Origin of the sequence: Amycolatopsis sp. NPDC089917, from assembly GCF_040684635.1 — a bacterium.
Taxonomy (GTDB): domain Bacteria; phylum Actinomycetota; class Actinomycetes; order Mycobacteriales; family Pseudonocardiaceae; genus Amycolatopsis.
Map to the genome: position 1 here is coordinate 1 of NZ_JBFBGL010000086.1, position 26,637 is coordinate 26,637.

Below are 26,637 nucleotides of genomic sequence, written 5' to 3' on the forward strand. Positions count from 1 at the left end.
TCCGTGAAGGCCTCCTTGAGGGACCCAGGGTCCCTCAAGGAGGCCTTCACGGACTTGACACCCGGGCAGGGACACCTTTGCCTTACCCCTCAATAACCCGAAACGCCACTCACGACACCTCTGCCTCACTTTCGCGTGACCGGATGGACGACACCTGTGATCAGACGGACGACACACGTGACTGGACGGACGACACGCGACGGGGACGCGGCTGTCGCGTGTGTCGTCCGTGCGGTCACGCGAAAACCCCCGGACCGTAGGTACTCAAGACACGATCGGCTCTAACCCGAATCGCCACTCACGACTCCCACACAAACGGGCGCCAAACCCACTCTGAAGTGCTTCATGGACAGTCGCAACCCGCTCAGGCGGGCTGGGGCACCCTGCCACGCGAAGGGACCGAAAGGGCGAAGCCCAGCAGAGCGACAAAGGCGGCTACAGGGCCAACCCACCAGACGCCCGCCGACGACAGCACCACGCCACCCAGCGCGGCACCGAGGGCGCCGCCGCCGTAGATCGCGGAACCGTTGAGCCCCAGGGCGACCGTCGGCGCGTCGGGCGCCAGCGAGAACAGCCGGTGCTGCTGCGGCACCATCAGCATCCCGCCGAACACCCCCGAAGCCAGCGAGGACCAGCGCGCCGACGCTGTCCCACCACTGGAAGGTCCTGCGGGAAGCCGGCCTCACGACGACGTTCGTCGAGGGCCGGACCCGCTGGGTCGACCTACGGACCGAGGACGTCCACAAGCGGTTCCCCGGCCTACTGGACGCCGTCCTCGCCTAGCCGCCACTTCGCCGCGAGTTCCGCCGCGGCGCAGACGCCGACGTCGAGCAGATACGGCCCCGCCTGCCCGCAACCGGATCCGGGCGCGATCGGCTGACCGTGCCCCATCCCGTCGACGGAATGCGTGTCGACGGCGGCGCCGACATCCGTCCACTGCTCGGAAAGCTCACGCAGGTTCAGCGGGGCGACCGTGTAATCCGCGGTCCCGTGCCACACGCTGACCGGCGACCGCGAACCCGTCCCCGCGGCCCGGACCTTGTCGCCCCACTGCTTCGGGGTCAGATCCTTGCCGGGATTCATGCAGGAGTACGCGTCGATCATCGAGGTCGCGCACGCGTAGGGCAGACCGGCCACGACACCGCCACCCGAGAACAGGTCCGGATACGCCGCCAGCATCACCGAGGTCATCGCGCCGCCCGCGGACAGCCCGGTGACGTAAGTCCGGCTTCCGGCCGAATACCGCGCCATCTGCGCGATCGATTCGGCTTCCCCGGAGCCGCGTTTGATGTCGCCAGCCTGGAACCAGTTGAAGCACATGTTGAAGTTGTTCGCCGAAACCTGTTGTGGCAGAACGAGTTTGAAGCGCAGCTTGTCCGCGAGACCGACCCACCCGGAGCCGCGCGCGTACCCGGCGGCGTCCTGGGTGCAGCCGTGCAGCACGACCACCGCCGGACGTCCGGACGGCAGCCCGTCGGGAACGTACTCGAACATCTGCAACGCGCCGGGATTGCTCCCGAACCCGGTCACGGGACGGATCGTCGCCGCCTGCGCCGGAGTAGAAAGGAAGAGGGTCAATGCCGAAACCACCGCGCCGATGAGGAGTTTTCGCATCACTTCAGGCTAAAATCGCCGCCGCCGGGTTCCCACGTGGACGACCACCACAGCGAACGACCGCTTTGTGTGGTCGTGCCCGGTACCGGCACACGAGAACCGCGCTTACCGTCGGCCGATGCGGCTCATTCTGGTCCTCGCGATGATGCTGGCCCTGGCCACCCCCGCCCAGGCGGCGCGCGGTTGCGGGAACGTGCGCGTTCCCGGCGCGGCGAAACAACAAATGTCCTGTTCGGACGATCTGACCACCACCGGCACGCTGGTCACCGGGCACACGGTCCAGGCGGACTGGGCCGGGCTCACCTCGGCCGGACTCCCCGCGCCCAAGGGTGTTCCCGGCATCCAGATCGACGGCTACTTCCCGGACACGTCGACGGCCAACACCACGCACGGCTGGAACCACGACGCGCAGTTCGTGTTACGGCTGCCCGATCGCTGGAACGGCGGTCTCGTGGTCTCGGGTTCCCCCGGCGTGCGGCGCCAGTACGCGAACGACCGCGCGATCGGCGACCAGGTCCTCGCCGCCGGCTACGCGTTCGCCGCGACCGACAAAGGCAACACCGGCGCGGACTTCCACACCGACGGACGGCGTCCCGGCGACGCGCTCGCCGAGTGGAATTCGCGCGTCACGCAGCTGACCATCGCCGCGAAGGCCGCCGTGGCGCACCGCTACGGACGCCTGCCCGGCCGCACCCTCGCGGCCGGGATGTCGAACGGCGGCTACCTCGTCCGCTGGCAGCTCGAGAACCGGCCGTGGCTCTACGACGGCGGCATCGACTGGGAGGGCACGCTCTGGCACGAGGACGGCCCGAACCTGTTCACCTTCCTGCCGCCCGCGATCAAGGCCTACCCCGCGTATGCCACCGGTTCCGCGCAGGCCCATCAGCAGATCCTCGACGCCGGATTCGCACCGGGCTCGGAGTTCCTCTGGCAGTACCACAACGACGTCTACTGGGGGCTGACACAACGCATCTACCAAGCCGAATTCGATCCGTCGTTCGCCGGGACCGACTACGACTACGCCGCTCGCCCGCCGTCGGTGCACCGTGCGGTCGAACGGATCTCGCTGACCGGCCGGATCGGCAAACCGCTGATCACCCTCCACGGAACCCTCGACACCCTCCTGCCGATCACCCGCGATTCCGATGTCTACCAGCGGATGATCGCCGAACAGGGGCGCGCCGGGCTCCAGCGTTACTACCGGATCGTCGACGGCAACCACGTCGACGGCCTGTACGACGCCTTCCCCGGCAAGCTGCGTCCCATCGGCCCTTGTTTCCGGACCGCCTTCACCGCTCTCGAAGGCTGGCTCGACGGCGTTCGCCCGCCCGCCTCCGCGACCATCCCCCGTGGAGACGGCGATCTCGCGACCGAGTGCGCACTAAGCTGATCGTATGGAATTCCAGGACGTCGTACGACGCCGTCGCATGGTCCGGAAGTTCACCGACGAGCCCGTCGCCGAGGTGAGCCTTCAGCGCATCCTGCGCAACGCGTTGAAGGGTCCCTCGGCCGGTTTCTCGCAGGGACAAGGGTTCCTCGTCCTCACGGGCGAGGAACTCGCGAAATTCTGGGAGTTCGGGGCCAGCTGGGCACCGGAAACCGTGACCACGGCCCCGGTCGCGATCGTGCCGCTCTCGGTCAAAAACGCGTACCTCGACCGTTACGCCAAGCCGGACAAGGGTTTCGCCGAAGGTGACGACTCGTGGTGGCGCGTGCCGTACTGGGACGTCGACACCGGGATGGCGACGCTGCTGATCCTCCAGACGGCCGTCGACGAGGACCTCGGCGCGGTGTTCTTCGGGCTCGCGCCGGAAAGCGTGGAGCGCCTCCACAGCGAGTTCGGGGTGCCCGACGATCACGACCCGATCGGCGTCGTCGCACTCGGGCACGGCGCCGAAATCGGCCCCTCACCCGGTTCTTCGGCGACCAAGATCGCCCGCCGCGAGTTCGAGGAAGTCATCCGTTTCGGTCATTGGTGAGGCGGTGCAGCCTGAGCGCGAGCTGGAGTTCCAGCGCGCGCTCGGGCGCCTGCCAGTGCTCGCCCAGCAAGGACGCGATGCGGTCCAGCCGCTGCACGACGGTGTTGACGTGCACGTGAAGCTGATCTTTCGCCTTCGTCAGATTGCCGCCGCAGGCGAAATACGCGCGGAGGGTGCCGATCAGATCCGTGCCGCGGCGTTCGTCGTAGTCGAGCACGGGGCCGATCGCGGCCGTCACGTACGCGCCGAGATCGGCGTGCTCACCGAGGAGCAGCCCGACGAAACCGAGGTCGGCCATGCTCGCGCCTTCACCCGCCCGGCCGAGGGCCAGCAACGACGCGACGCACCGCGCGGCTTCGGCGTGCGCGACGGCGAGTTCCCGCGGCGAGGTGGCCGGACCGGCCGCGCCCACCGTCACCGGGCAGTCCATTGTGGACGCGAGTTCGGCGGCGACGGACCTCGCCAGCGCGCCGGCGTCCGTCCCGCGCACGAGCAGGACGACCTCGTCCGCGTGCACACCGACCAGGACCGCGTGCCGGGCGGCCGCCGAGGCCAGCCGCCGCCGCGAGACGTCGTCGGAATGCGCGAGCAGCACCGCGTGCGATGTCGACAAATCGACCCCGAGTCGACGTCCTCGCGCCAGCAACGCGGCGGGATTGCGACCGGGCGCGGTGAGCAGGTCCGACAGCAGCTCCCCGCGCACCTCGTCCTCGGCCCGCGCGACGGACCTCCGTTGCATCAGCAGGACCGCGGTGACCACGCCCGCGCGCTCGAACAGCCGCCGATCCGCCTCGCCGAGCGACCGGCCGCCGCCCAGCACCAGGCTGCCGAGGAACTCCTGCCCCGCCTGGACGGCGCACAGCCAACCGTCCTCAGTGGACACGGCCCGCCCGCTCGCCCGGGACGCCGACACCGCGGAACGCGAGAGGCTCAGCTCCCCGCCGGTCCTGGCCAGGACGACACCTTCGGCGTCGTAGACGGCGATGGCGCCGCCGAGCACGTCCGCGACCGCGGCGGCGACCTCGGCCAGGTCGCCGCCGCGCAGCACGAGATCCATCAGCCGGTCGTGCGCGTCCTCGGCGCGGCGCATCGCGTCGTTGTGCGCGCTGATCGTCGCGTTGGCGTCGTTCAGCTCGGCGACCGCGCGGCGCGTCTCGTCGAGCAGATGCGCGTTGTCCAGCGCGATCGCCGCGTGGTCGGCCAGCGAGGACAGCAGCGCGACCTCCTCCGCGCTGAACTCCCGCGTCGTCCGGTCCGAGGCGAACAGCACCCCGATGACCTTGCTGCCGATCGCCAGCGGCACCCCGAGGATCGCGGTCAGCCCCTCGTCGAGCACCCCGGTGTCGATCGAGGAGGTGTGGTGGAACCGCTCGTCGTGGAAGTAATCCGCCGTCGCGTACGGCCGCGCGGTCTGCGCGACCAGCCCGCCGAGCCCCTCGCCCATGCCCAGCACGATGTCCTGGAACAGCGCGGAGACCGAACCGTCGGTGACCCGGACGTAAGTGTTGCCCTCGGCCTCGTTCTTCAGGCTGAGGTACGAGACGTCCACACCGAGCAGCGCCCGCGCCCGGCGCACGATCGACCGCAGGACGGCGTCCGGATCGTCCAGCCGGGCGAGGTCGCTGGCGGTGTCGAACAGCGCGGCCAGCTCCGCCTCACGCCGCCGGTGCTCGGCGACGGTGTCCCGGATCCGCAGCGCCAGCTCGGTGGCCTTCGGATCGACGGGGACGTGCGCCAGCTGCTCGCTGCCCGCCCCGGAGGCGAGCAGTTCGAGCAGCCGGCGCAGCTGTGCGGAACTGTCCACAACGGTCATGCTGACACGTGACTGCGCTCCGTGAGAACTTCGGAGTGCAGGGACTCGCCCTTGGTCTCCCGGGCGGCGAGCAGCGCGATCACGGTCAGCGCGCACATCGCGACGACGTAGAGCGAGACCGGGACCGTGCTGCCGAACTCCTTGAACAGCGCGACCGCGATGAGCGGCGCCACCGCGCCCGCCGCGATCGACGACAGCTGGCCGCCGACCGAAAGGCCGGTGTAGCGCACCCGCGTCGGGAACTGTTCGGAGAAGAACGCGGCCTGCGGTCCGTACATCGCGCCGTGCAGCACCAGCCCGATCGTCGCCGCGAGAATGATGACACCGGAATTCTTCGTGTCGAGCATCGCGAAGAACGCGAAACTCCACGCCGCCATGCCGATCGCGCCGAAAAGGTAGACCGGACGACGGCCGAGGCGATCGGAAAGAATGCCCCACAAGGGAATGGTCACGAAATGCACGGCCGAACCGATGAGCACCGCGTTGAGTCCCACCGATTTCGGCAGACTCAATCCAGTGGTGACGTAAACGAGAATGAAGGCGGTGATCACGTAATAGGAGACGTTCTCCGCCATCCGCGAACCGATGGTGATCAGCACCGCGCGCCAGCTCTTGCGGAACACCTCGACGACCGGGGCGTGCGTGGCCGTGTCGTTCTTCTGTTGCGCGGCAAGGAAGACGGGTGACTCGCTGACCGCGAGCCGGATCCACAGCCCGATCACCACGAGCACCCCGGAAAGCAGGAACGGGATCCGCCAGCCCCAGCTGAGGAACGCCTCGTCCGACTGCGTCGCGGCGAGGATCGCCAGCACCGCCGTCGCGAGCAGGTTCCCGCCGGGCGCACCGCATTGCGGCCACGACGCCCAGAAACCGCGTCGTTTGTCGTCGCCGTGTTCGGAGACGATCAGCACCGCGCCGCCCCATTCGCCGCCGAGCGCGAAACCCTGCACCAGCCGCAGCAGCGTCAGCAGGATCGGCGCCAGGACGCCGACGGTCGCGTAGGTCGGGAGGACACCCATCGCGCAGGTCGAGCCGCCCATCAGCAGCAGGCTCAGCACCAGCAGCTTCTTGCGGCCGACCCGGTCCCCGAAGTGCCCGAACACCAGCCCGCCGATGGGCCGCGCGAGGAAACCGACGGCGTAGGTCAGGAACGCGAGCAGCGTGCCGGTCAGCGGATCGTTGGTGGGGAAGAACAATTTGCCGAACACCAGCGCCGCGGCGGAGGTGTAGAGGAAGAAGTCGTACCACTCGATCGTCGTTCCGATCAGGCTGGCGCTGACGACTTTCGCGATCGAGCCACGGTTCTGCGCGGTCACCGGGGACTTCCTTTCTTGGGGGGTCACGCGGCGGTCCAGCCGCCGTCGAGGGGGATCGAGGTACCGGTGACATGGGCGGCGTGATCGCCGGACAGCCAGAGCACGCAGGCGGCGACGTCTTCGGGTTCGATGAGCCGCTTGATCGCCGACCGGCGCAGCAGGACCTGCTCGATGACGGCGTCGCGTTCGAGGCCGTGTTCTTCGGCTTGCGCCTGGAGCTGCCCGGTGACCAGCGGGGTCCGGACGTAGCCGGGGTTGACGCAGTTGCTGGTCACGCCGTGTTCCGCGCCTTCGAGCGCGGTGACCTTGGAAAGGCCTTCGAGCGCGTGCTTCGCGGTGACGTACGCGGATTTGAACGGGCTCGCACGGAGACCGTGGACGCTGGACATGTTGATCACGCGACCGCGGCCGCGGTCGTACATCCACGGCAGCACGCGGCGGATCAGCAGGAACGGCGCGGTGACCATGAGCGCCTGGATCCGGGTGAACGTCTCCGGCGGGAACTCGTGGATCGGCGCGATGTGCTGGAAGCCGGCGTTGTTGACGAGGATGTCGACCTCGGCCGGGAGGGTCTCGATGGCCCGGTCGTCGGTGAGGTCGGCGACGTGCGCGATGCCGTTGACGTCGGCCGCCGCCTTCTCGACGGCGTCGTCGATGTCGACGAGGTGGACCTTGGCCCCGGCTCGCGCCAGCGCTTCGGCGCAGGCCAGGCCGATCCCGCTCGCCGCGCCCGTGACCAGCGCGGATTTACCGGCCAGATCGCTGTGATACGCACCACTCATGCCGGACGACGTTAGGTCGCCCGGCCCGCTTAAGCCATGTGGTCACTGACCACACCTGCTCAAGATCTCGTGTGGGAACCCACCAGGGTCAGCCGGCGGCGTCCGAGATGGACTTCGCCTCGCGGGCGCCCGCCTCGAAGGCTTCACACGAAAAGAGCAGCCAGGCCCGGACGCCTTCGGGAGTCCCTTCGGCGAACGACGAAGCCGCTTCAAGGTACTTCGGCACCCGCCGGAAGTACGCGACCTCCGGCACCGTCAGCGCCTTCGGATCCAGCCCGGTCGCCACCGCCGAAAGCCTCGCCGCCGCCCGCGCGACGACACCGTCCGCGGAGCCGAAAGGCTTCAACGCCAACAGTTCCCCGTGGACGACGGCGGTCAGCACCGGTCCCGGCACCGACGTCGCCCCGGTGACCAGTTGCGCCAGCATCTCCAGCCGCGGCCCGACGTCACCGGACGACCGCGGCCGCCCGAGCGCGTCGAGGTCCGTCACCAGGTCGGACGCGGCGAGAACGTGCAGGCGCGCCAACGTCTGCAGCGGCGCGCGCCGCCAGGTCGGGAGCAGGCCCTCCAGCGCTTCCGCGACGCGCAGCGCGCCCGCCAGCACAGGGTCGGTCACCTCGCCGGATTCCGGCAGTTCGGGCGCGGCGCCCTCGATCCCCGCCGACGCCCGCGCCGACCGCACGGACGCTTCGGCGGCCGTCGCCGCGCCGCCGCGCAGGTTGGCGGGCAGCCGGTGGACGGCGAACACCGCGTCCTGCGCCGATTTCGCGGCCGCCGCGACCCCTTCGAGGTCCAGCAGCGGCTTCAGCGGATCCGTCACGCGTCCAGCACCTGGCCCGCGCGCCGCACCACCGGCGCCTGCACCGACCACGGGAAGTTGATCCACCGGTCCGTGTGCTTCCAGACGTACTCGCACTTGACCTCGGAGCGCGGCTTCTCGTAGACGACCGCGCAGCGCACCTCGGCGACGTGGTCGGCGCAGAAGTCGCGGACCAGCTTCAGGGTCGCGCCCGTGTCCGCGACGTCGTCGGCGACGAGCACCTTCTTCTTCGTCAGGTCGACGACGTTCGGCACCGGCGGCAACATCACGGGCAGGTCGAGGCGCTGGTCCACCCCGGTATAGAACTCGACGTTCATCACGTGCAGGTTCTTGACGTCCAGCGCGTAGCCGAGGGCGCCGGCGACGAACAGCCCGCCGCGCGCGATCGACAGGATCAGGTCCGGCTCGAAGCCGTCGTCGGCGACGGCCTGCGCCAGCTCCCTGCTGGCCGTCCCGAACAACTCCCAGGTGAGCTCTTCCCGCTCCTCGGCCATGCTGCCTCGCCTTCGTCGATCGTTCCCGCGAGCATAGGCAACGCCTCAGTGGCCTTCTCGAATGCTTCGAAACTGGCTATCCAGCAAGGCCATTGGCGTCCGTACCGTCAAGATCGTGACCGACTGGAACATCCACGCGACCTTGACCGGCGAACGCGTCCGCCTCGAACCGCTCACCCGCCACCACGCGAAAGGCCTGTTCGAAGCCGGATCCGACCCGGCGATCTGGACCTGGCTGAGCCTTCGGCAGCCGCAGGACCTCGCCGCCGCCGAAGCCATGGTCGACGCCATCCTCGCCGACCCGGACCGCCGCGCCTGGGCGCAGGTCGACGCGGGCACCGGCGAGGTCGCGGGCACGACGTCGTTCTACGCGATGAACGCGCGCCACAAGATCATTTCCATCGGGTACACCTGGATCGGTTCCGCTTGGCAGCGGACCGGGCTCAACCGCGAGTCGAAACTCCTGTTGCTGCGCCACGCTTTCGACGATCTCGGCGCGAACCGCGTCTCGTGGGAGACGGACATCCGCAACCTGAAGTCGCAGAAGGCGATCGAACGCCTCGGCGCGCGACGGGAAGGCGTGCTGCGCGCGCATCGCGTCCGGCCCGACGGAACAATCCGTGACACCGTTGTCTACTCCCTGACCGGACCAGAATGGCCTGCGGTCCGTACCGCTTTGTCCTCAAGCGTGTGAATGCGGTCCGCAACCACGATGCAACCTTTTACTTCGCGTCGTAACGTCGATAGCGTGCCAACGGGCGTGAAGACACGCGAAACACAGGAGGCATCGCACCATGACCGAGCAGTCGCCGGCGCTGGACAATTTGCTCACGGAGAGCAGGACCTTCCCCCCGAGTGAGGCTTTCAGCGCGCAAGCGAATGCCACCGCCGACTTCTACGCCGAAGCCGACGCCGACCGGGAAGCGTTCTGGGCCAAGCAGGCCGAGCGGCTCCACTGGGACACGAAGTGGTCGCAGGTGCTGGACTGGACCAATGCACCGGTCGCGAAGTGGTTCGTGGGCGGGAAGCTGAACGTCGCGTACAACTGCGTCGACCGCCACGTCGTCGACGGCCACGGCGACCAGGTCGCCATCCACTGGGTCGGCGAGCCCGGCGACAGCCGTGACATCACCTACGCCCAGCTGAAGGACGAGGTTTCCAAGGCGGCGAACGCCTTCGAGTCCCTCGGGCTCGTCGCGGGCGACCGCGTCGCCATCCAGATGCCGATGGTGCCCGAAGCGATCTTCGCGATGCTCGCGTGTGCCCGCCTCGGCGTTCTGCACAGTGTCGTCTTCGGTGGTTTTTCCCCGACAGCGCTGCGATCCCGGGTGGACGACCAGGCGGCGCGGATCGTCATCACCACCGACGGCCAGTACCGCCGCGGCAAGGCCGCCCCGATGAAGGTCAATGTCGACGAAGCGCTCGAAGGCGCCGAATCGGTCGAGAAGGTCATCGTCGTCCGCCGCACCGGCGAAGAGGTGCCGATCGCCGAAGGCCGCGACCTCTGGTGGCACGAACTGGTCGACGGCCAGTCCGCGGAGCACGCGCCGCAGGCGTTCGACTCCGAGCACCCGCTCTTCATCCTCTACACCTCCGGCACCACCGGTAAGCCGAAGGGCATCCTGCACACCTCCGGCGGATACCTGACCCAGGCGGCGTACACGCACCACAACGTCTTCGACCACAAGGCCGGCGAAGACGTCTACTGGTGCACCGCCGACATCGGCTGGATCACCGGGCACACGTACATCGTGTACGGGCCGCTGGCGAACCGGACGACTCAGGTCGTCTACGAAGGCACGCCGAACACCCCGCACGAGGGCCGCCACTGGGAGATCGTCCAGCAGCACAAGGTCTCCATCTACTACACCGCGCCGACGTTGATCCGCACGTTCATGAAGTGGGGCAACGAGATCCCGGAGAAGTACGACCTCTCCTCGCTGCGCGTGCTCGGCAGCGTCGGTGAGCCGATCAACCCCGAGGCGTGGATCTGGTACCGCGAGAACGTCGGCGCGAACTCGGCGCCGATCGTCGACACCTGGTGGCAGACCGAGACCGGCGCGATCATGATCTCGCCGCTGCCGGGCGTCACCGCCACGAAACCGGGCTCCGCGCAGCGGGCACTGCCGGGCATCTCGGCGAAGGTCGTCGACGACCAGGGCGTCGAAGTCGGCAAGGGCGGCGGCGGTTACCTCGTGCTCGACAAGCCGTGGCCGGGCATGCTGCGCGGCATCTGGGGCGACGAAGAGCGGTTCCGCGACACCTACTGGTCGCGCTTCGCCGACCAGGGCTACTACTTCGCCGGCGACGGCGCCAAGTACGACGCCGACGGCGACATCTGGCTGCTGGGCCGGGTCGACGACGTGATGAACGTGTCCGGGCACCGCATCTCGACCACCGAGGTCGAGTCCGCGCTGGTCTCGCATCCGACGGTCGCCGAGGCCGCGGTCGTCGGCGCGACCGACCCGACCACCGGGCAGGGCATCGTCGCGTTCGTCATCCTGCGCGGCAACGCCGTCGACGGCGGCGAGGCGGCCGTGCAGGAACTGCGCAACCATGTCGCCAAGGAGATCGGCCCGATCGCGAAGCCGCGGCAGATCCTGGTCGTGCAGGAGCTGCCGAAGACGCGGTCCGGCAAGATCATGCGCCGCCTGCTGCGCGACGTCGCCGAGAACCGCCAGGTCGGCGACGTCACCACGCTGGCCGACTCGTCGGTGATGGACCTGATCTCTTCGGGCCTGAAGACCGGCAAGTCCGAGGAGTAACCCTTCGCAATGTCATGAAAGGGGCGTTCAGGACACTTTTCGTCCTGAACGCCCCTTTCATGACACCCGACACGCCTACCACACCCCGGTTCGCATCACTCGAACGCCTGTTCTAGGATGTGCCGGGTACCACCCCATACCCGGGCAAGGAGCGACACCGACGATGACCGTGGATGCCTTGACACGCACTGACGCCGTGTCCGAAGAAGCGGCTACCGAAGCGCCCGTCGACTCGACGCCGCAGGCGGAGACCACCTCGGAGACCCCCGAGGCCAAGACCGAAGCCCCCGAGGCTTCCGCGTCTTCGGAAACCCCCGCCGAAGAGAACACGGCCGAGTCCCCCAAGCCCAAGCGTGGCCGCCCGAAGGTCGCCACGACCGCGAAGAAGACCCGCACCGTCGAGCTGACCCTCACGGTCACCGGCACCGCCGACGGCGAGTGGCAGGCCGAGCTCAAGAACGGCACCAAGTGGGTCGCGAAGGGCCTGGAGATCCCGGCCGCCGCCGTGTCCCGCGCCGCGAAGGAACTGCACGCGGACCTGTCGGGCCCGATCGACGAGGTCATCAACGCCGCCCGCGAGCTGCAGGCCGCGAAGGTGGCCCAGCTCGAAGCCGAGCTGGAGAAGGCGAAGCTGGCGCTGGCCGAGCTGGACGCCTGAGAACTTTCCTCCCGACCGGGGCGGACGCTGGAGATTTCGGTGTCCGCCCCGGTTTTTTCATTCCGCGATCGGCGGCCTCGCGGGCAGCGGCGTCTTGAACTCGACCCACTGACTGTCCACAATGGCCTCGACGCTGTGCGGGACGCCGCGCGGGTGGACGAGCGCGCCGCCCGCCTCCAGTGTGACTTCCCGGCCGTCGAGCGTGCCGCGCAGCGAACCCGAGATCAGGTACACGATGCTGTCGTGATCGTGACTGTGCACGGGAGAAGCGACGCCCGCCGGATAGCGGATCTCGTACGCCAGAACGCCTTCCGCCGTCGCGATCGTCCGGAACCGGCCCTGTCCGCCGATCAGCGGCAGACCCTCCACAGTGGACATCGGCGTCCAGGTCATCGCGCGGGCTCCATGGCAGCCGCCTCCTCCTCGCGGTCCGGATCGCGGGCGAGCACGACACCGATCACGCTCACCACCGCGGTCGCGAGCAAGTAGACGCCGATCGCGACCCAGGTGTCGAAGCCGGCGAGCAGCGCCGTGAACAGCAGCGGCGCGGGCGCCCCGCCGATCACGCCGGCGAGGGTGTACGCCAGCGAGCTGCCGGTGTAGCGCAGGCGCGGCGAGAACTGCTCGGTGACGAGCGCGGCCTGCGGCCCGTAGAGCGCGGCGTGGATGACCAGCGCGAGCACGATGCCGATCGCCAGCATCACGAACGAGCCGCCGCCGATCATCGGAAAGAACACGAACGGCCAGATCCCGGCGGCGATGGTCGCCACCAGGTACAGCTTGCGCCGCGAGATCCGGTCCGAGAGCGCGCCGAACAGCGGCATCAGCACCAGCTGGAACGCCGAACCGATCATCACCGCGGCCAGACCGGCGCCGCGCGAGAGGTCGGTGTGCGTGGTGACGTACGTGAGGACGAAGACGGTGAACAGCGCGTACAGCACGTCCGGGCAGACACGGATCAGCACGGCCGCGACGAGCGCGCGGCGTTCGGTGCGGAAGACCTCGGAGATCGGCGCCGACGAACGCTCGCCCCGCTCCTGGATCTTCTTGAAGACGGGCGTCTCCTCCAGCTTGAGCCGGATCCACAGGCCGAACCCGACCAGCGCGCCCGACAGCAGGAACGCGATCCGCCAGCCCCAGCTGTTGAACTGGTCCTCGGTGAGCAGCGCGGCCAGGACGGCGAGGACACCGTTGGCGAGCAGGTTGCCCGCGGGCGGGCCGATCTGCGCGGCCGACGCCCAGAACCCGCGTTTGCCCGGATCCCCGAACTCGCTCGACAGCAGGACGGCGCCACCCCATTCGCCGCCGATGCCGACGCCCTGCGCGAACCGCAGCGCCACGAGCAGGATCGCCGCGAAGCCGCCGATGCTCTCGTACGTCGGCAGGACACCGATGAGGAACGTCGCGACGCCGGTGAGCACGAGGGTCATGACCAGGATGCGCTTGCGGCCGAGCACGTCGCCGAGGCGGCCGAAGAGGAACCCGCCGAGCGGCCGGGCGAGGTAGCCGACGGCGTAGGTGGAGAACGCCGCCATCGTGCTCGCGAGCTGGTCTTCCGAAGGGAAGAAGAGATGCCCGAAGATCGTCGCGGCCGCCACCGAGTAGGCCGCGAAGTCGTACCACTCGAGCGCGGTTCCCGAGAGGCTGGCCGCGAAGGCCTTGTGTAGCGAGCGCCGGTCACCGGCTGGTGAGGTCATGTCCACATCCGTCCGTAGGAGGTTCGCAACCCTGCCGGGAGGGGTTGAATTGCGGATATACTCCTTGTATACAAGCTGTATGCGCAACCCCCAATCTCGGAGGACAGATGCCTGAGCTGCGTTTCACCCTTCCCGACGGCCAGGAGCGGCGGACCGAGGTCCACACGCTGCTGAACGCCGGATACGCCGGTCGCAGCCAGGAGGACGTCGCCGCCCACGTGGCCGAACTGGCCGAACTCGGCGTCCCCGCGCCTTCGGTGATCCCGGCGCTCTACCCGGTCGCGCCGTACCTGGCGAGCCAGACCGAAGAGGTCCCGGTGCAGCACGGGAAGACCTCCGGCGAGGCCGAGTGGGCCATCGTCATCGCCGGGCCGACGCCCGAGGACGTCCTGCTGACCGCCGCCTGCGACCACACCGACCGCGCGCTCGAAGCGCACGGCGTCGCGTGGAGCAAGAACGCCGGCCCCGACGTCCTCGCCGCCAAGGCCTGGCGGCTCGTCGACGTCCAAGACCGGCTCGACGAGCTCACGTTGTCCGCCTGGGCGGGGGAAACCCTGATCCAGCAAGGGAAGCTCGCGGAGCTGCTGCCGCCGTCGTACTGGCTGGACGTGCTGCGCGAACGCGACCTGTACGCCCCGGGCACCGTGCTGATCTCGGGCACGATCCCGATGGTGCACGGCGTCGACCAGTTCGCCGACTCCTGGCGCGTGGAACTCGGCGACCCGGCGACCGGCGAGACGATCGAACTCGCGTACGCCGTGCGGCGGCTGCCCGAACCGATCGGCTAGAGCCCGAAAGCCTCGAAGACCTTCTGGTCCTGGAACACGACGTTGTGGGAGATCCCCGACGACGTGACCGTGAAGACCTGAAGGGTGTGCAAACGGAGCACGCCCGCCTCGTCCGGGCAGTAGGCGGCGAGCGCGGGCTGCCCGTTGGCCTCCACGGGCTCCATCCGCCAGCCGGTGCCCCGCATCGCGAAGACCCTGGCGATGAACCGGCCGTAGTCGGCGCGCCCGGAGTACCAAAGCGGCACGGGCGGCATTTCGAGGACGGCGTCCTCGGTGAGCAGCGTGACGAGAGTGTCGACGTCGGCCGCCTCGAACGCCCTGGCGTAGCGCTCGATGATCCCCCGGTCCGGTTCGCCGCGCCGCGGTTCCTTCGGAGTGGACAGCGTGGCCCGGGCCCGTTGAAGCGCGCTGTTGACCGCGGCCGTCGACATGTCGAGTTGTTCCGCGACCTCGGCCGCGCTGAACTCCAGCACGTCACGCAGGACGAGCACGGCCCGCTGGCGCGGCGGCAGCGTCTGCATCGCGGCGATCAGCGCCAGCCGGACACTGTCACGTCGCCCTCACCAGGGGATCCTCGCTCAGGTAGTGCCCCGGCAGCGGTTGGAGCCATGGCACCTCGAAGTCCGGGACGAGCGGGGTGTCCGGATCGTCGCTCGCGGTGCCGAGCCCCGACGGCAGCGGACGGCGCGCCCGCCCTTCGAGGGCCGTCAGGCAGACGTTGGTCGCGATCCGGTAGAGCCAGGTGCGCGGCGAGGCGCGGCTTTCGTCGTATTTGTCGCGAGCCTTCCAAGCCCTCAGAAGGGTTTCCTGGACGAGGTCCTCGGCGTCGTGGATCGAACCCAGCATCCGGTAGCAGTGCACGACCAGTTCGCGCCGGTAGGGAGCGGTGTCGATGTCCACCGCGGGAGATTAGCCGAAATTCTTCCCACGCCACCGATGAGTTCCGGATCCCGCCCCGGTATGTACCGCCATGAACAACGTCATCGTCATCGAATTCACCACTCTCGACGGAGTCGTCGAGGACCCCGACGGCTCGGGCGGGACCCCGCACGGCGGCTGGGCGTTCCGGCACGGGCCCGAAGCGGTCGCGGGCGACAAGTTCAAACTGGGCACCAAGCTCGAAACGGGCGCGCTCTTGCTGGGCAGGGGAACCTGGCAGCTGTTCTCGAAGCTGTGGCCCGGCCGGACCGACGAGTTCTCGACCAGGATGAACGACGCGACCAAGGTGGTCGCCTCGCGCACGCTCACCGATGTCGGCGCCTGGCGGAACTCGTCGGTCCTCTCCGGGGATCTCGCCGAGGAGACGAGGCGGCTGCGCGAGGAACGCGACGTGATCGTCCTCGGCAGCATCGACGTCGCGCGAACCCTGGCCGCGGAAGGACTTGTCGACGAATACCGGCTGCTCGTCTTCCCGACTGTGCTCGGCACCGGGCGGCGGTTGTTCGACGCCCCGTGCGACCTGCGCCTGGTCTCGACCGAACAGAACGGTGCCGCCGCACTGCTGCGCTACCGGACCGACTGAAGCGGTTCGCGGACTTAGGCAAGGCAATAGTCAATAAGGATTGCCTGCATTTACCGAAACGATTTCCTCTCGCAGATTCCCGTTCTCCATGTTTCACTGAAAAGGTGACGGAAACCGTATCCACACATCTCCACGAACCGCACGCGGATCTGAGCGGCAAACTGAACTGGCTGCGCGCCGGGGTCCTCGGCGCGAACGACGGGATCGTCTCGGTGGCGGGCATCGTGGTCGGGGTCGCGGGCGCGACCACCGACTCCACCGCGATCGCGACCGCGGGAATCGCGGGACTGGTCGCCGGCGCGCTTTCCATGGCGGGTGGCGAATACGTCTCGGTGAGCACGCAGCGCGACACCGAACGCGCGCAGTTGCGGCTGGAAAAACGCGAACTGAAGGAGATGCCCGAGGCCGAAGAACGGGAACTCGCGGAAATCTACGAGGCGAAGGGCCTTTCCGCGGAACTCGCCGCCAAGGTCGCCCGCGAACTGACCGAAAAGGACGCGCTGCAAGCGCACGCGGAGGCCGAACTCGGCATCGATCCGGACAATCTGACCAGTCCGTGGCAGGCGGCCTGGGCCTCGCTGGTGGCGTTCACCGTCGGCGCGCTGCTGCCACTGCTGTCGATCGTGTGGACGTCGACCTCGGCGCGGGTCTGGGCCTGCGCGGCGGCGGTCGTGGTCGGCCTGGCACTGACCGGGTTCATCAGCGCGAAACTCGGTGACGCCCGCGTGGGCCGGGCGATCGCGCGAAACGTCGGCGTTGGCGCGCTGACGATGCTGGTGACGTACTACGTCGGCGTGCTCTTCGGGACCACCGTCGGCTGATCACGTGAGTTCGCCGTCTGATCACGCGAGTCACGCCTTCGATCACGAGCAGGTCGCGACCCCCACCGCAGGCAGTACGCGACGAAAGGGCCCTTCACCGCTTCCTATGCGGTGAAGGGCCCTTTCAGCACCTCCGGGGGTCGCCCGTCGGCGCGGGAAGAGAGCGTCAGTGAACGCCCTTCATCAGCTTGCGGATCATCGGCGTCGCCACCAGGAGCGCCACACCGACCACGATGGCCACACCGCCGACGATGCTGAAGTACGGCGCTTCGTCTTCCACGGTGTAGTACTCGGCGAGCTTCCCGGACATCGCCGTGCCGAGCGAGATGGACAGGAAGTTCAGCGCCACCATCTGCGTCCGGAACGCCTCCGGCGCCAGTTTGGTCGACAGCGAGAGGCCGACCGGCGAAAGCATCAGCTCCGCCATGGTGAACACGAACAGGATGCCGGCCAGCGCGAGCAGCGGGCTCGCGTTCTTGCCGCTGCCGACCATCGGGAGGAACAGCAGGAACGCCACACCCATCGTGACCGTGCCGAGCACGAACTTGACCGGCGAGGACGGCTGCCGCGGACCGAGCTTCGTCCAGATCGCCGCGATCACCGGGGCGAACAGGATGATGAACACCGGGTTGATCGAGTTGACCCAGGCGACCGGCATCTCCCAGCCGAAGATCGTCCGGTTCAGCCGTTCGTCGGTGTAGGCCGCGACCACGGTGAACTGCTGCTGGTACAGCGAGAAGAACGCGGCGCTCGCGATGAACATCGGGATGAACGAGTACACCCGGCTGCGCTCTTCGGAGGTGATCTTCTTGCTGGTGATGATCACCACGAAGTAGATCACCGAGATGATCGCGACGGCCCAGACGACGACGTCGACCAGGTTCTCCGGGTTGATCACGCCGAAGGCCACGAGCAGCACGATCGCCGCGATGCCCACCGCGGTGCCGCCGAAGACCAGCGGACGCTTCGAGGCGGGCAGCGGGTTCGGGACCTCGCTCGCCTTCTCGCCGAGGTTCTTGCGGCCGATCGTGTACTGGATCAGGCCGAGCGCCATACCGAACGCGGCCAGCCCGAAGCCGACGTGGAAGCCGATCTCGCTCTGCGCGAGCCCGGTCAGCAGCGGCCCGACGAAACCACCGACGTTCACGCCCATGTAGAAGATCGTGAAACCGCCGTCGCGGCGCTCGTCGCCGGGCGCGTACAGCGTCCCGACGATGGCCGTGGCGTTGGACTTCAGCCCGCCGCTGCCGACGGCGACGCAGACGAGACCGACGCCGATACCCGCCAATCCCGGCAGCACGGCCAGGCTGACGTGACCGATCATGATCAGGATGGCGCTGTAGAACAGCGTCCGTTCGGAGCCGAGCACGCGGTCCGCGACCCAGGCGCCGATCACCGCCGACAGGTAGACCATGCCGCCGTACGCGCCGACGATGCCGAGCGCAGCGGCCTTCGGCAGCGCGAGGCCACCCTGACTGACTTCGTAGTAAAGGTAGATCGGGAGGATGCCGAGCATCCCGTAGTACGAGAACCGCTCCCACATCTCGACGCCGAAGAGGTTCGCCAGCCCTCGTGGGTGCCCGAAGAACCTCGTGTCTTGTTGGACCTCGGTAGAGGTACTCACCATGCCGTCCTTATCGAAGACATCGTTGTCGTTTTCCGCTCACATGCTAGAAGTCCAGCATGTGGAACTGACACCGACGTCCGGATGGATCTTGTGGCCGTCGTCATGATGGGGAGAAATCCGCAGCTCCAGGCGTTAAAATGACGTCAAGGTGCGCCGGGAAGCCTGGTCGGCAACAGTATTCGTTGTCGCCGAAATCCGGAGGATGCCGTGTCCGGCCCCAATCGTCCCGCGAAAGCCGTCGTCGCCGACTTCGCCCGCTATCTCCGCACCGAAACCACCGGCGGGCTGATCCTGCTCGGTGCCACCGCGATCGCCCTGCTCTGGGCGAATTCGCCCATCGACGACCTTTACCGCGCGATCCGCGATTTCCGGCTCGGCCCCGAATTCCTCCACCTGAATCTGACGATCGGCGACTGGGCGAAGGACGGCCTGCTCGCGCTGTTCTTCTTCGTCGCGGGGCTCGAACTCAAACGCGAACTCGTGGTCGGCGAGCTGTCCCGGTTCAAACAGGCGATCCTGCCGGTGGTCGCCGCGATCGGCGGCATGATCGTCCCGGCGCTGGTCGCGCTGTCCGTCGGCTGGGGAACGCCGGGCATCGAACGCGCGTGGGCCATCCCGGTCGCGACGGACATCGCGTTCGCGCTCGGCGTCCTCGCGCTGACCGCGTCGAACCTGCCGAGCAGCGCCCGCGTCTTCCTGCTCTCGCTGGCGGTGGTCGACGACCTCGGCGCGATCCTCGTCATCGCGATCCTGTTCACCGCGAAGTTCGACCTCGTCGCCGCGGGCGTCGCCGTCGCCGCTCTCGCGCTCTACGCCTACCTCCAGCACCGCCGCGTCCGCAGTGCCTGGATCTACGTGCCGCTGGCCCTGATCACCTGGGTCGCGGTGCACTCGGCGGGCATCCACGCCACCATCGCCGGCGTCGCGCTCGGCCTGCTGACCCGCGTCCGCGCCGACGAGGGCGAGGAGCACTCGCCCGCGATCCGGCTCGAACACCGGCTCCAGCCGTGGTCGGCCGCGGTCGCCGTGCCGTTGTTCGCGCTGTTCGCCGCCGGGATCAAAGTGGACGGCGAGTCGCTCGGCGCGGTGTTCACCACGGCGTTGCCGCTGGCCGTGCTGATCGGGCTGGTCGGCGGGAAGCTGATCGGGATCTTCGGCGCCAGCCTGCTCGCGGTGAAGTTCAAACTCGCGGAGAAACCCCGGGGCATGGGCTGGCGGGACATCGGCGCGCTGTCGATGCTCGGCGGTGTCGGGTTCACGGTGAGTCTGCTGATAGCCGACCTCGCGCTCGACGGGGAAGCCGTCGAACTGGCGAAGGCGGCGGTGCTGATCGCCTCGGGCATCGCGTCGCTGACGGCCGCCGCGATGCTGCTGCACCGGAGCCGCGTACACGCGCGAGAGGATCTCTAGCGCGACACTCGCCGGTCCGCCGCGCCCGGGATGAGGGCACGTGGCACGATGGCCGGTGTGAGCAGCCCCAAGCACGAACGTACCGGCCCCGACGGCGTGGGGGCCGTGCCCTACCTCCCCCTGTCGAGCGATGACGACGTGGTAGCGAGCGAGCAGTCCCTCGGGAAACTCGTCGGCGATGCCACACAGCACGTCTCGACGCTGATCCGCGCCGAGGTCGAGCTGGCCAAGTCCGAGGTCGTCGCGGAGGCGAAGAAGGGCCTCAAGGGCGCCATCTTCTTCTTGGTCGCGCTGGTCATCGGGCTGTACAGCTCGTTCTTCTTCTTTTTCTTCCTCGGCGAGCTGCTGTCGGAGTGGCTGATGCGCTGGGCGGCGTTCGCGATCGTGTTCGGGCTGATGCTCGTCTCGACGGCGGTCGCGGGCTTCCTCGGCTACCGCAAGGTGAAGAAGATCAAGGCGCCGGAGCGCACGATCAACAGCTTCAAGGACACCGCCGCCGCCTTCAAGCCGCGGCACGAAGACGCGCCCGCGGACCGCGACTGACGGTTTTCGAGTCGGTGCGGGCGACACCGGATCCGTCGATCGTCCGGATCGACGGGCCGTGGATCCATCGTGACGTCTCGGCGAACGGCATCCGCCTGCACGTCGCCGAACAGGGTGACGGGCCGCTGGTCGTGCTGCTGCACGGGTTCGCCGAGTTCTGGTGGACCTGGCATCACCAGCTGACCGCGCTCGCCGACGCCGGATTCCGCGCGGTCGCGGTGGATCTGCGCGGCTACGGCGACTCGGACAAACCCCCGCGCGGCTACGACGCCTGGACGCTCGCGGGCGACGTCGGCGGGCTGATCAAGTCACTCGGCGCGCGCAAGGCCCATCTCGTCGGACATGCCTGGGGCGGCATGCTCGCGTGGACGGTCGGCGCGCTGCACCCCCGGCTGGTCTCCTCGGTGACGGTGCTGGGCGGCGCGCACCCGCTGGCGTTGCGTCGGGCCGTCAAGCGGCCGGGACAGCTGCGGGCGTCGGGACATCTGTTCCGCTTCCAGGTGCCGATGGCGCCGGAGAAATGGCTGGTCAAGAACGACGCGCTCGCCGTCGAGGAGCTGTTCCGCGACTGGTCCGGTCCACAATGGACGGAAACTCCGGACTTCGCCGAAGCCGTGCGGGCGTTCCGGCAGGCGATGCTCGTGCCGGGCGTGCCGCACAGCGCGCTGGAGTACTACCGCTGGGCGTTCCGCGCGCAGTTCCGCGGCGAAGGCCGCCGGTTCGGCGAAGCACTGCGAGGCCGCTTCGCTCCCCGAGTGCTGCAACTGCACGGCGAGGAGGACCGGTGCGTCCTGCCCGACACCGCGGCGGCGTCGCGGCGCTGGGCTCCGGACGCCCGTCTCGAACGCTGGCCCGGCATCGGGCACTTCCCGCATCTGGAGGCCCCGGAGCGCACTTCGGCCGCCTTGCTGGAGTTTCTCCGTATCCTGGAGGCATGACCGAGCGCAAACCGACGGGCGTGTCGTTCGAGTCCTGGGTGGATCGGCAGGTCAGCGCCGCGGAGGCGAAGGGCGAGTTCGACGACCTTCCCGGCGCGGGGAAGCCGTTGCCGAAGACCGACGGCAAGGACACGGCCCTGGCCTGGGTGGTGAACAAGGTCCGTGCGGAGGGGCACGACGTTTCGGCACTGCTGCCGCCGTCGCTGGCGATCGCGAAGGAACTCGAAGACCTGCCGGCACGGCTGGCCCGGGTGCGCCGGGAGGCGCGGGTGCGGGAGATCGTCGAGGACCTGAACGAACGGATCCGCGCCGAGCACCGGCGACCGGCCGGCGGTCCGGTGCTGCGGGCCCGTCCGGTGGACGTGGAGGAGACCGTCGTTTCTTGGCGCGAAGGCCTCCCCTCGGACTCGTGATCCCCTCAGTTGGCGCAGGGACCGGTCGAAGTGTTCGCGCTCAGAGACGGAGCCGTGTCCACCACCGGCCGCACCTGTTCGGACGTCAGCGTGAAGCCGGTCTCCGGGTCCTCGACGGCCGCGCCGAAGACGACCCCGATGACCTCGCCGTCCGGGTTGATCATCGGCCCGCCCGAGTTCCCGCTGCGGACCTGCCCGCGCACGGTGAACACGTCGCGCTGCACGGTGTTCGACTCGTAGATGTCCGGCCCGCGCAGGTTGATCCGGCCGCGCACTCTGGCGGGTGACGCGGTGTACGGGCCGTCGAGCGGGTAGCCGAGCACGATCGCGTTGTCGCCCGCCCGCGCGACCTTCGGCGTGAACGGGAGCACCGGCGCCTGCAGCCGCGGCACCGCGAGCACGGCGACGTCGGCCTCGGGGTCGAAGTGGACGACCCGCGCCGGGAACTTGCCCGAGGTCGACTCGATGGCGACCTCGTCGGTGCCCGCGACGACGTGCGCGTTCGTCATCACGCGCTGCGGCGCGATGACGAATCCGCTGCCCTCCAGCGCCCGCGAGCACTTGGTCGCGTTGCCGCGGATCTTCACGACGCTGCCGTGCACCTGTTTGACGATCGCGCTCGCCTGCAGCGCGGTGTCCGGCGGGCTCGTGTCCGGGACGTTCGGCTTCTGGAACGGGTCCACAATGGACGGGAAGCCCGACTTGTCCAGCAGTTTCCGCAGTTCGCTCGGGAAGCCCTGTGCCGCTTCCGGCATGACGTCGTTGACGCCGCCGAGCACCACCGAGTTGTTGATCGACTTCGCCAGCCCCGGCACGCCCGAGACGGCCGTGAGCGGCGTCGCGATCAGCCACGCGACCACGAACACGACGGCGGCCTGGACGACCGCGCCGAGCGTCTTGTCGACGCCGGAAAGCTTGTCCGGGTTGATCTTCTGGCGCAGTTTCCGCCCGGCCCACACGCCGAGGGTCTCGCCGAGCGCGACCAGGAACACCACGGTCGCCACCGCGAACGCGACCTTCGCCGCCGGATGCTCGAAGAGTTCCACGACCAGCGGCGCGATCTTGATCCCCGCGAGCGCGCCCAGCACGACGCCGACCAGGGACGGCAGGGCGATGATCACCCCCTGGAACGCGCCCGACACGCCCGCCAGCAAAGCGAGCAGGATCACCAGTACGTCGACCCAGTTCACCGGCGCCTACTCCTTCTCCGGCACTTGCCGCCCGTCGACCCGCGCCTGATGTTCGGCCAACGCTACGTCAAGGTCCCGGACGTCGCCGTGGTCCCAGTCCCGTTCCCAGCCGCCGAGCGACAACGTCATCGCCAGCAGACCGCCCGTGAAGCCCCACACGAACATCCCGCCCACGTCGAACGCGGGCCCTTTCCAGCCGAAACCCTCGCGCATGACCTGGAACCGGTTGGCCGGGTCGGTGAGTTCGGCGACCGGCACCCTGGCCACCGCGGCCGTCTCGCCGGGGTCGACGGCGCGCACCGGGGACGGCGTCCGCCAGTAGGCGAGCACCGGCGTCACGGCGAATCCGGACACCGGCACGAACAGCTCGGGGAAGACCGCCACCGGCAGCACCCCGGAAGGCACGACGCCGGTCTCCTCCTCCGTTTCGCGCAGGGCCGTCCCGACCGGTCCGTCGTCGCCGGGCTCGGCGCCCCCGCCGGGGAACGCGACCTGACCGGCGTGCGAGCCGAGGGTGTCGGCACGGCGCTGGAGGAGGACGTCCGGCCCCTGCGGGCCTTCGCCGAAGAGCATCAGGACGGACGCGGGCCGGTAGCTCGCGTCCGGCGGCACGCTGAACCGGCTGAAGGTCTCCGCGCCGACGTCTCCGCTGATCTTGACCAGCGGCTGCAACCAGGCGGGCACTTCCTCAGGGGCCACGAGAGGGCCGGTCATGGTGTCCCTTCCACAGCTGCGCGCACCTGATCAGTGTTCAGGAAGACGCGTGGGTTCTCGATGAGCCGGACGTCGCCCGCCGCAGTGACCAGGTACGTCGCCGGAAGAGAGGCAGGGACCTTCAGTGCCGTCCGAGCCGGCCCTGACTGCCCGTCACCGTCGAACACGGACGGCAGCCGGACCCCCAGTTCGGACAGCAACGCCAGTCCGTCGGCCCCGGAGCTCGCGACCTGGACCAGCAGCACCCGCGCGGCACCGGGCAGTGCGGCGTACTCCTGGAGCAGCGGCAGTTCGGCGCGGCACGGCCCGCACCACGACGCCCAGAGGTTGACCAGCACGGGACCGCCCGAAAGCACCTTGGCGAGGTCGACCCGGGAGCCGTCGCCGAGGCATTCGACGTCGACCCCGCGCAGCTTCGCCACCTCGCCCGGTCCGGGCGGCGGGCAAGGCGCGAGCGCGGCCTTCGCCCGGGCGGCCGTGAGATCCCCGGACGTCTTGACCGGGCCCTGGCTGTCACGGGTCGTGAGCAAAGCGACGATCAGGGCCACCACCAGCACGGCGGCGGCGAGGGCGAACTTGGTGACCCTCGTCACCGGCGGGCCGCCAGGTCGAGGATGTGATCGCGTTCTTCGCCCTTGACCAGCTTCGCGGCCTCTTCGAAGCCCGTCGGGCCGGTTCCGTACGACGGGCACATCTTCGCCAGCGGACAGGCGCCACAGGCGGGTTTGCGGGCGTGGCAGACGCGACGGCCGTGGAAGATCGTCCGGTGTGACAGGAGCGTCCACTCCTTGCGCGGGATCAGCTCGCCGACGGCGTGCTCGACCTTGACCGGGTCCTCCTCCTCGGTCCAGCCCCAGCGGCGGACCAGGCGGCCGAAATGGGTGTCGACAGTGATCCCGGGGACCCCGAAGGCGTCGCCGAGCACGACGTTGGCCGTCTTGCGGCCGACACCGGGCAGCGTGACGAGGTCCTTCAGCTTGCCGGGCACCTCGCCGTCGTAGCGCTCCACCAGCGCGGCGCCGAGCCCGAGCACGGAGTTCGCCTTGGCGCGGAAGAAGCCCGTCGGCCGGAGGTACTCCTCGAGTTCGGCGCGGTCGGCGCCGGCGTAGTCCGCGGCGGTCCGGTAGCGCGCGAAGAGCGCGGGCGTGACCTGATTCACGCGGACGTCGGTGGTCTGCGCCGAAAGCACGACCGCGACCAGCAATTCGAGCGGGGTGGTGAAGTCAAGCTCACAGTGCGCGTCCGGGAACTCGTCGTCGAGGCAACGCTTCATCCGCCTGGCGCGTCTCACCAATGCGAGCCGGCTTTCACCCTTACCCCCCGCACGGGGGGCATTGGTGGGGGCAGGAGGCACCCCGATAGCCTACGGGCGCCATCGGACGAGCCAGTGGGAGCACCCGCCGGTCGTCGCCCGACACGCCAGAGCACCACCTCGGCGCTTCGATCGAGGACGCCATGAGCGAGGATCTGGAGTAATGCACAATTTTTCGGAATTCCCAGGGCAGGGCTCATGACAGTCTGGTTCGTCATCCTCGTCCCCTTGGTGATCATGTTCTTCGCGCTGTTCATGGAACGCGTGGAGACCAGGCTCAAGCACGTCGCGGTGCAGGAGAACGAAGTCGAGGAGTTCCTCGAGCAGGCGCAGCCCAACGAGGTCAGGGCCCTCTACGGGCACGGCATCGGGCGCGCGCTCGAGCTGTTCCGGCTGCGCAGGCTGGGCGGGAAGGCGGCCAGGCTTCGCGCGCGACGCGTGCGGAGTTAGGCTCCACGTTCGAGCGAGATCGTTCATCGGCCCGCGCGCGCCTGCGGCGTGCCGACGAGCGATCTCGCGCGCACGACCTAGACTGACGCGAAAAGTGATCGACGACACGATCCTCGGCCGATGAGGATCGACGTCGTATCTCGATGAGGAGGCACCCGAGGTGGACGAAACCCTGGCCCGAGCGGGCATTTTCCAGGGTGTTGAGCCGGCAGCCGCCGAGGCGCTGGCACAGACCTTGGAATCCGTGGAGTTTCCTCGCGGGCATGTCATCTTCAACGAGGGTGAACCCGGCGACAAGCTTTACATCATCCAGTCCGGCAAGGTGAAGATCGGCCGCAAGTCACCCGACGGCCGCGAGAACCTGCTGGGCATCTTCGGCCCGTCCGACATGTTCGGCGAACTGTCCATTTTCGACCCCGGCCCGCGGACGTCCAGCGCGACGACCGTGACCGAGGTCCGCGCGGTGACGATGGACCGCCCGGCGCTGCGGCAGTGGATCTCCACCCGTCCGGAAATCGCGGAGCAGTTACTGCGCGTCGTCGCCCGCAGGCTGCGCCGGACGAACAACATGGTCGCCGAGCTGATCTTCACCGACGTCCCCGGCCGGGTGGCGCGCGCGCTGCTGCAGCTCGCGCAGCGTTTCGGCAGCCAGGAAGCCGGTCTGCTGCGGGTCACGCACGACCTGACGCAGGAAGAGATCGCCCAGTACGTCGGCGCTTCGCGCGAGACCGTCAACAAGGCTCTCGCCGACTTCGCGCACCGCGGCTGGCTGCGGCTCGAAGGCAAGAGCGTCCTGATCCTGGACCCGGAACGCCTGGCCCGCCGCGCCCGCTAGATCTTTCTCGCCAGACCCGGATGTCATGAAAGGGTCGTTCAGGACGTTTTTCGTCCTGAACGACCCATTAATGACACTAGGGGGGGGGGGGGGTAGCGCGCGCCCCCCCCCCCCCCGCCCCCCGCCCCCCCCCCCC

At 68.8% G+C, this 26,637-nt stretch carries 28 protein-coding genes and 2 pseudogenes; 15 read left to right on the forward strand and 15 right to left on the reverse strand.

Annotated features, from left to right (window positions below; genetic code table 11):
* Positions 1–364 precede the first annotated feature (364 nt).
* The gene (locus AB0N89_RS37060; RefSeq protein WP_364215049.1) at positions 365–601 is read right to left on the reverse strand and encodes a hypothetical protein; all 237 of its coding nucleotides are present in this window, start codon (positions 599–601) and stop codon (positions 365–367) included.
* 32 nt (positions 602–633) lie between these two features.
* Here AB0N89_RS37060 and AB0N89_RS37065 point away from each other — a divergent pair.
* A pseudogene (locus AB0N89_RS37065) lies at positions 634–783 on the forward strand (helix-turn-helix domain-containing protein); the annotation flags it as partial.
* Here the strand turns inward: AB0N89_RS37065 and AB0N89_RS37070 are convergent.
* Positions 760–1,614, reverse strand: coding sequence for a PHB depolymerase family esterase (locus tag AB0N89_RS37070; RefSeq protein WP_364215052.1), 855 nt, complete (start codon positions 1,612–1,614; stop codon positions 760–762). The pseudogene AB0N89_RS37065 and the gene AB0N89_RS37070 sit on opposite strands and share 24 nt — an antisense overlap.
* Before the next feature lie 118 nt (positions 1,615–1,732).
* Between AB0N89_RS37070 and AB0N89_RS37075 the strand changes: the two genes are divergently transcribed.
* Both AB0N89_RS37075 and AB0N89_RS37080 read left to right on the forward strand, forming a co-directional pair.
* Positions 1,733–3,004 carry a tannase/feruloyl esterase family alpha/beta hydrolase gene (locus AB0N89_RS37075; RefSeq protein WP_364215055.1) on the forward strand — a complete coding sequence of 424 codons (1,272 nt, stop codon included), beginning with the start codon at positions 1,733–1,735 and terminating at the stop codon, positions 3,002–3,004.
* 4 nt (positions 3,005–3,008) lie between these two features.
* Positions 3,009–3,593 carry a nitroreductase family protein gene (locus AB0N89_RS37080; RefSeq protein ID WP_364215057.1) on the forward strand — a complete coding sequence of 195 codons (585 nt, stop codon included), beginning with the start codon at positions 3,009–3,011 and terminating at the stop codon, positions 3,591–3,593.
* On the opposite strand, the gene AB0N89_RS37085 is transcribed toward AB0N89_RS37080, so the two are convergent.
* From AB0N89_RS37085 to AB0N89_RS37105, 5 genes are all read right to left on the reverse strand, one after another.
* The gene (locus AB0N89_RS37085; protein ID WP_364215060.1) at positions 3,571–5,406 is read right to left on the reverse strand and encodes a GAF domain-containing protein; all 1,836 of its coding nucleotides are present in this window, start codon (positions 5,404–5,406) and stop codon (positions 3,571–3,573) included. The two genes, AB0N89_RS37080 and AB0N89_RS37085, sit on opposite strands and share 23 nt — an antisense overlap.
* A complete protein-coding gene (locus AB0N89_RS37090) occupies positions 5,403–6,722 on the reverse strand; it encodes an MFS transporter (RefSeq protein WP_364215063.1) in 1,320 nt (439 codons plus the stop codon). The genes AB0N89_RS37085 and AB0N89_RS37090 overlap by 4 nt, the downstream gene beginning before the upstream one ends.
* A gap of 23 nt (positions 6,723–6,745) precedes the next feature.
* Positions 6,746–7,504, reverse strand: coding sequence for a 3-hydroxybutyrate dehydrogenase (locus AB0N89_RS37095; RefSeq protein WP_364215066.1), 759 nt, complete (start codon positions 7,502–7,504; stop codon positions 6,746–6,748).
* Positions 7,505–7,592: 88 nt separating this feature from the next.
* Positions 7,593–8,324 (reverse strand): oxidoreductase, encoded by a 732-nt coding sequence (locus AB0N89_RS37100; protein WP_364215069.1) that lies wholly within the window; start codon positions 8,322–8,324, stop codon positions 7,593–7,595.
* On the reverse strand, positions 8,321–8,818 hold the full coding sequence (locus AB0N89_RS37105) for a phosphoribosyltransferase (protein ID WP_126730058.1): 498 nt from the start codon (positions 8,816–8,818) through the stop codon (positions 8,321–8,323). Before AB0N89_RS37105 ends, AB0N89_RS37100 begins: the two co-directional genes overlap by 4 nt.
* A gap of 115 nt (positions 8,819–8,933) precedes the next feature.
* Here AB0N89_RS37105 and AB0N89_RS37110 point away from each other — a divergent pair, with 115 nt between their 5' ends.
* From AB0N89_RS37110 to AB0N89_RS37120, 3 genes are all read left to right on the forward strand, one after another.
* Positions 8,934–9,512, forward strand: coding sequence for a GNAT family protein (locus AB0N89_RS37110; protein ID WP_364215072.1), 579 nt, complete (start codon positions 8,934–8,936; stop codon positions 9,510–9,512).
* A gap of 100 nt (positions 9,513–9,612) precedes the next feature.
* Positions 9,613–11,583, forward strand: a complete 1,971-nt coding sequence (acs, locus tag AB0N89_RS37115) for an acetate--CoA ligase (RefSeq protein WP_364215074.1) — start codon at positions 9,613–9,615, stop codon at positions 11,581–11,583.
* Between the two features lie 163 nt (positions 11,584–11,746).
* The gene (locus AB0N89_RS37120) at positions 11,747–12,241 is read left to right on the forward strand and encodes a DUF6319 family protein (protein ID WP_364215077.1); all 495 of its coding nucleotides are present in this window, start codon (positions 11,747–11,749) and stop codon (positions 12,239–12,241) included.
* A 57-nt stretch (positions 12,242–12,298) separates the two neighbouring features.
* On the opposite strand, the gene AB0N89_RS37125 is transcribed toward AB0N89_RS37120, so the two are convergent.
* The gene (locus tag AB0N89_RS37125) at positions 12,299–12,634 is read right to left on the reverse strand and encodes a cupin domain-containing protein (protein ID WP_364215080.1); all 336 of its coding nucleotides are present in this window, start codon (positions 12,632–12,634) and stop codon (positions 12,299–12,301) included.
* On the reverse strand, positions 12,631–13,938 hold the full coding sequence (locus tag AB0N89_RS37130) for an MFS transporter (protein WP_364215083.1): 1,308 nt from the start codon (positions 13,936–13,938) through the stop codon (positions 12,631–12,633). Before AB0N89_RS37130 ends, AB0N89_RS37125 begins: the two co-directional genes overlap by 4 nt.
* Positions 13,939–14,045: 107 nt before the next feature.
* Here AB0N89_RS37130 and AB0N89_RS37135 point away from each other — a divergent pair, with 107 nt between their 5' ends.
* Positions 14,046–14,726 (forward strand): DUF2848 domain-containing protein, encoded by a 681-nt coding sequence (locus AB0N89_RS37135; protein ID WP_364215086.1) that lies wholly within the window; start codon positions 14,046–14,048, stop codon positions 14,724–14,726.
* Here AB0N89_RS37135 and AB0N89_RS37140 read toward each other — a convergent pair.
* Positions 14,723–15,572, reverse strand: a pseudogene (locus tag AB0N89_RS37140) (sigma-70 family RNA polymerase sigma factor). The gene AB0N89_RS37135 and the pseudogene AB0N89_RS37140 sit on opposite strands and share 4 nt — an antisense overlap.
* 124 nt (positions 15,573–15,696) lie before the next feature.
* Between AB0N89_RS37140 and AB0N89_RS37145 the strand changes: the two are divergent.
* Both AB0N89_RS37145 and AB0N89_RS37150 read left to right on the forward strand, forming a co-directional pair.
* The gene (locus AB0N89_RS37145; protein WP_364215089.1) at positions 15,697–16,248 is read left to right on the forward strand and encodes a dihydrofolate reductase family protein; all 552 of its coding nucleotides are present in this window, start codon (positions 15,697–15,699) and stop codon (positions 16,246–16,248) included.
* Between the two features lie 104 nt (positions 16,249–16,352).
* Positions 16,353–17,069 carry a VIT family protein gene (locus AB0N89_RS37150; protein WP_364215092.1) on the forward strand — a complete coding sequence of 239 codons (717 nt, stop codon included), beginning with the start codon at positions 16,353–16,355 and terminating at the stop codon, positions 17,067–17,069.
* Between the two features lie 166 nt (positions 17,070–17,235).
* On the opposite strand, the gene AB0N89_RS37155 is transcribed toward AB0N89_RS37150, so the two are convergent.
* Positions 17,236–18,696, reverse strand: a complete 1,461-nt coding sequence (locus tag AB0N89_RS37155; protein ID WP_364215095.1) for a peptide MFS transporter — start codon at positions 18,694–18,696, stop codon at positions 17,236–17,238.
* Positions 18,697–18,903: 207 nt separating this feature from the next.
* Between AB0N89_RS37155 and nhaA the strand changes: the two genes are divergently transcribed.
* From nhaA to AB0N89_RS37175, 4 genes are read left to right on the forward strand one after another with little or no spacing between them, the layout of a single operon-like run.
* Positions 18,904–20,106, forward strand: coding sequence for a Na+/H+ antiporter NhaA (gene nhaA, locus AB0N89_RS37160; RefSeq protein WP_364215098.1), 1,203 nt, complete (start codon positions 18,904–18,906; stop codon positions 20,104–20,106).
* A gap of 48 nt (positions 20,107–20,154) precedes the next feature.
* The gene (locus AB0N89_RS37165) at positions 20,155–20,649 is read left to right on the forward strand and encodes a phage holin family protein (RefSeq protein WP_364215101.1); all 495 of its coding nucleotides are present in this window, start codon (positions 20,155–20,157) and stop codon (positions 20,647–20,649) included.
* 14 nt (positions 20,650–20,663) lie between these two features.
* Positions 20,664–21,587 carry an alpha/beta hydrolase gene (locus AB0N89_RS37170; RefSeq protein WP_364215104.1) on the forward strand — a complete coding sequence of 308 codons (924 nt, stop codon included), beginning with the start codon at positions 20,664–20,666 and terminating at the stop codon, positions 21,585–21,587.
* A complete protein-coding gene (locus tag AB0N89_RS37175; protein WP_364215107.1) occupies positions 21,584–22,000 on the forward strand; it encodes a DUF1992 domain-containing protein in 417 nt (138 codons plus the stop codon). Before AB0N89_RS37170 ends, AB0N89_RS37175 begins: the two co-directional genes overlap by 4 nt.
* Positions 22,001–22,005: 5 nt before the next feature.
* On the opposite strand, the gene AB0N89_RS37180 is transcribed toward AB0N89_RS37175, so the two are convergent.
* Genes AB0N89_RS37180 through nth form a run of 4 tightly spaced genes read right to left on the reverse strand, consistent with a single transcriptional unit; the run spans position 22,006 to position 25,177 of the window.
* Positions 22,006–23,190 (reverse strand): MarP family serine protease, encoded by a 1,185-nt coding sequence (locus AB0N89_RS37180; protein ID WP_364215110.1) that lies wholly within the window; start codon positions 23,188–23,190, stop codon positions 22,006–22,008.
* 6 nt (positions 23,191–23,196) lie between these two features.
* A complete protein-coding gene (locus AB0N89_RS37185; RefSeq protein WP_364215113.1) occupies positions 23,197–23,904 on the reverse strand; it encodes a CoA pyrophosphatase in 708 nt (235 codons plus the stop codon).
* Positions 23,901–24,497, reverse strand: coding sequence for a TlpA disulfide reductase family protein (locus AB0N89_RS37190; RefSeq protein ID WP_364215116.1), 597 nt, complete (start codon positions 24,495–24,497; stop codon positions 23,901–23,903). Before AB0N89_RS37190 ends, AB0N89_RS37185 begins: the two co-directional genes overlap by 4 nt.
* Positions 24,494–25,177, reverse strand: coding sequence for an endonuclease III (nth, locus tag AB0N89_RS37195; protein ID WP_364215119.1), 684 nt, complete (start codon positions 25,175–25,177; stop codon positions 24,494–24,496). The genes AB0N89_RS37190 and nth overlap by 4 nt, the downstream gene beginning before the upstream one ends.
* Before the next feature lie 237 nt (positions 25,178–25,414).
* Here nth and AB0N89_RS37200 point away from each other — a divergent pair, with 237 nt between their 5' ends.
* Together AB0N89_RS37200 and AB0N89_RS37205 are read left to right on the forward strand one after the other, a co-directional pair.
* The gene (locus AB0N89_RS37200; RefSeq protein WP_005166943.1) at positions 25,415–25,666 is read left to right on the forward strand and encodes a hypothetical protein; all 252 of its coding nucleotides are present in this window, start codon (positions 25,415–25,417) and stop codon (positions 25,664–25,666) included.
* A 160-nt stretch (positions 25,667–25,826) separates the two neighbouring features.
* Positions 25,827–26,501 (forward strand): Crp/Fnr family transcriptional regulator, encoded by a 675-nt coding sequence (locus AB0N89_RS37205; protein WP_003081747.1) that lies wholly within the window; start codon positions 25,827–25,829, stop codon positions 26,499–26,501.
* Positions 26,502–26,637: the final 136 nt, after the last annotated feature.

Excerpts from the sequence above, each read along its gene's own strand:
- AB0N89_RS37145 (WP_364215089.1), top strand. The coding sequence starts at position 15,697 with ATGAACAACGTCATCGTCATCGAATTCACCACTCTCGACGGAGTCGTC.
- AB0N89_RS37200 (WP_005166943.1), top strand. The coding sequence starts at position 25,415 with ATGACAGTCTGGTTCGTCATCCTCGTCCCCTTGGTGATCATGTTCTTC.
- AB0N89_RS37175 (WP_364215107.1), top strand. The coding sequence starts at position 21,584 with ATGACCGAGCGCAAACCGACGGGCGTGTCGTTCGAGTCCTGGGTGGAT.
- AB0N89_RS37185 (WP_364215113.1), bottom strand. The coding sequence starts at position 23,904 with ATGACCGGCCCTCTCGTGGCCCCTGAGGAAGTGCCCGCCTGGTTGCAG.
- AB0N89_RS37075 (WP_364215055.1), top strand. The coding sequence starts at position 1,733 with ATGCGGCTCATTCTGGTCCTCGCGATGATGCTGGCCCTGGCCACCCCC.
- AB0N89_RS37125 (WP_364215080.1), bottom strand. The coding sequence starts at position 12,634 with ATGACCTGGACGCCGATGTCCACTGTGGAGGGTCTGCCGCTGATCGGC.
- acs (WP_364215074.1), top strand. The coding sequence starts at position 9,613 with ATGACCGAGCAGTCGCCGGCGCTGGACAATTTGCTCACGGAGAGCAGG.
- AB0N89_RS37155 (WP_364215095.1), bottom strand. The coding sequence starts at position 18,696 with ATGGTGAGTACCTCTACCGAGGTCCAACAAGACACGAGGTTCTTCGGG.
- AB0N89_RS37165 (WP_364215101.1), top strand. The coding sequence starts at position 20,155 with ATGGCCGGTGTGAGCAGCCCCAAGCACGAACGTACCGGCCCCGACGGC.
- AB0N89_RS37085 (WP_364215060.1), bottom strand. The coding sequence starts at position 5,406 with ATGACCGTTGTGGACAGTTCCGCACAGCTGCGCCGGCTGCTCGAACTG.
- AB0N89_RS37120 (WP_364215077.1), top strand. The coding sequence starts at position 11,747 with ATGACCGTGGATGCCTTGACACGCACTGACGCCGTGTCCGAAGAAGCG.
- AB0N89_RS37105 (WP_126730058.1), bottom strand. The coding sequence starts at position 8,818 with ATGGCCGAGGAGCGGGAAGAGCTCACCTGGGAGTTGTTCGGGACGGCC.
- AB0N89_RS37135 (WP_364215086.1), top strand. The coding sequence starts at position 14,046 with ATGCCTGAGCTGCGTTTCACCCTTCCCGACGGCCAGGAGCGGCGGACC.
- AB0N89_RS37095 (WP_364215066.1), bottom strand. The coding sequence starts at position 7,504 with ATGAGTGGTGCGTATCACAGCGATCTGGCCGGTAAATCCGCGCTGGTC.
- AB0N89_RS37080 (WP_364215057.1), top strand. The coding sequence starts at position 3,009 with ATGGAATTCCAGGACGTCGTACGACGCCGTCGCATGGTCCGGAAGTTC.
- AB0N89_RS37130 (WP_364215083.1), bottom strand. The coding sequence starts at position 13,938 with ATGACCTCACCAGCCGGTGACCGGCGCTCGCTACACAAGGCCTTCGCG.
- AB0N89_RS37070 (WP_364215052.1), bottom strand. The coding sequence starts at position 1,614 with ATGCGAAAACTCCTCATCGGCGCGGTGGTTTCGGCATTGACCCTCTTC.
- nth (WP_364215119.1), bottom strand. The coding sequence starts at position 25,177 with ATGAAGCGTTGCCTCGACGACGAGTTCCCGGACGCGCACTGTGAGCTT.
- AB0N89_RS37060 (WP_364215049.1), bottom strand. The coding sequence starts at position 601 with ATGCTGATGGTGCCGCAGCAGCACCGGCTGTTCTCGCTGGCGCCCGAC.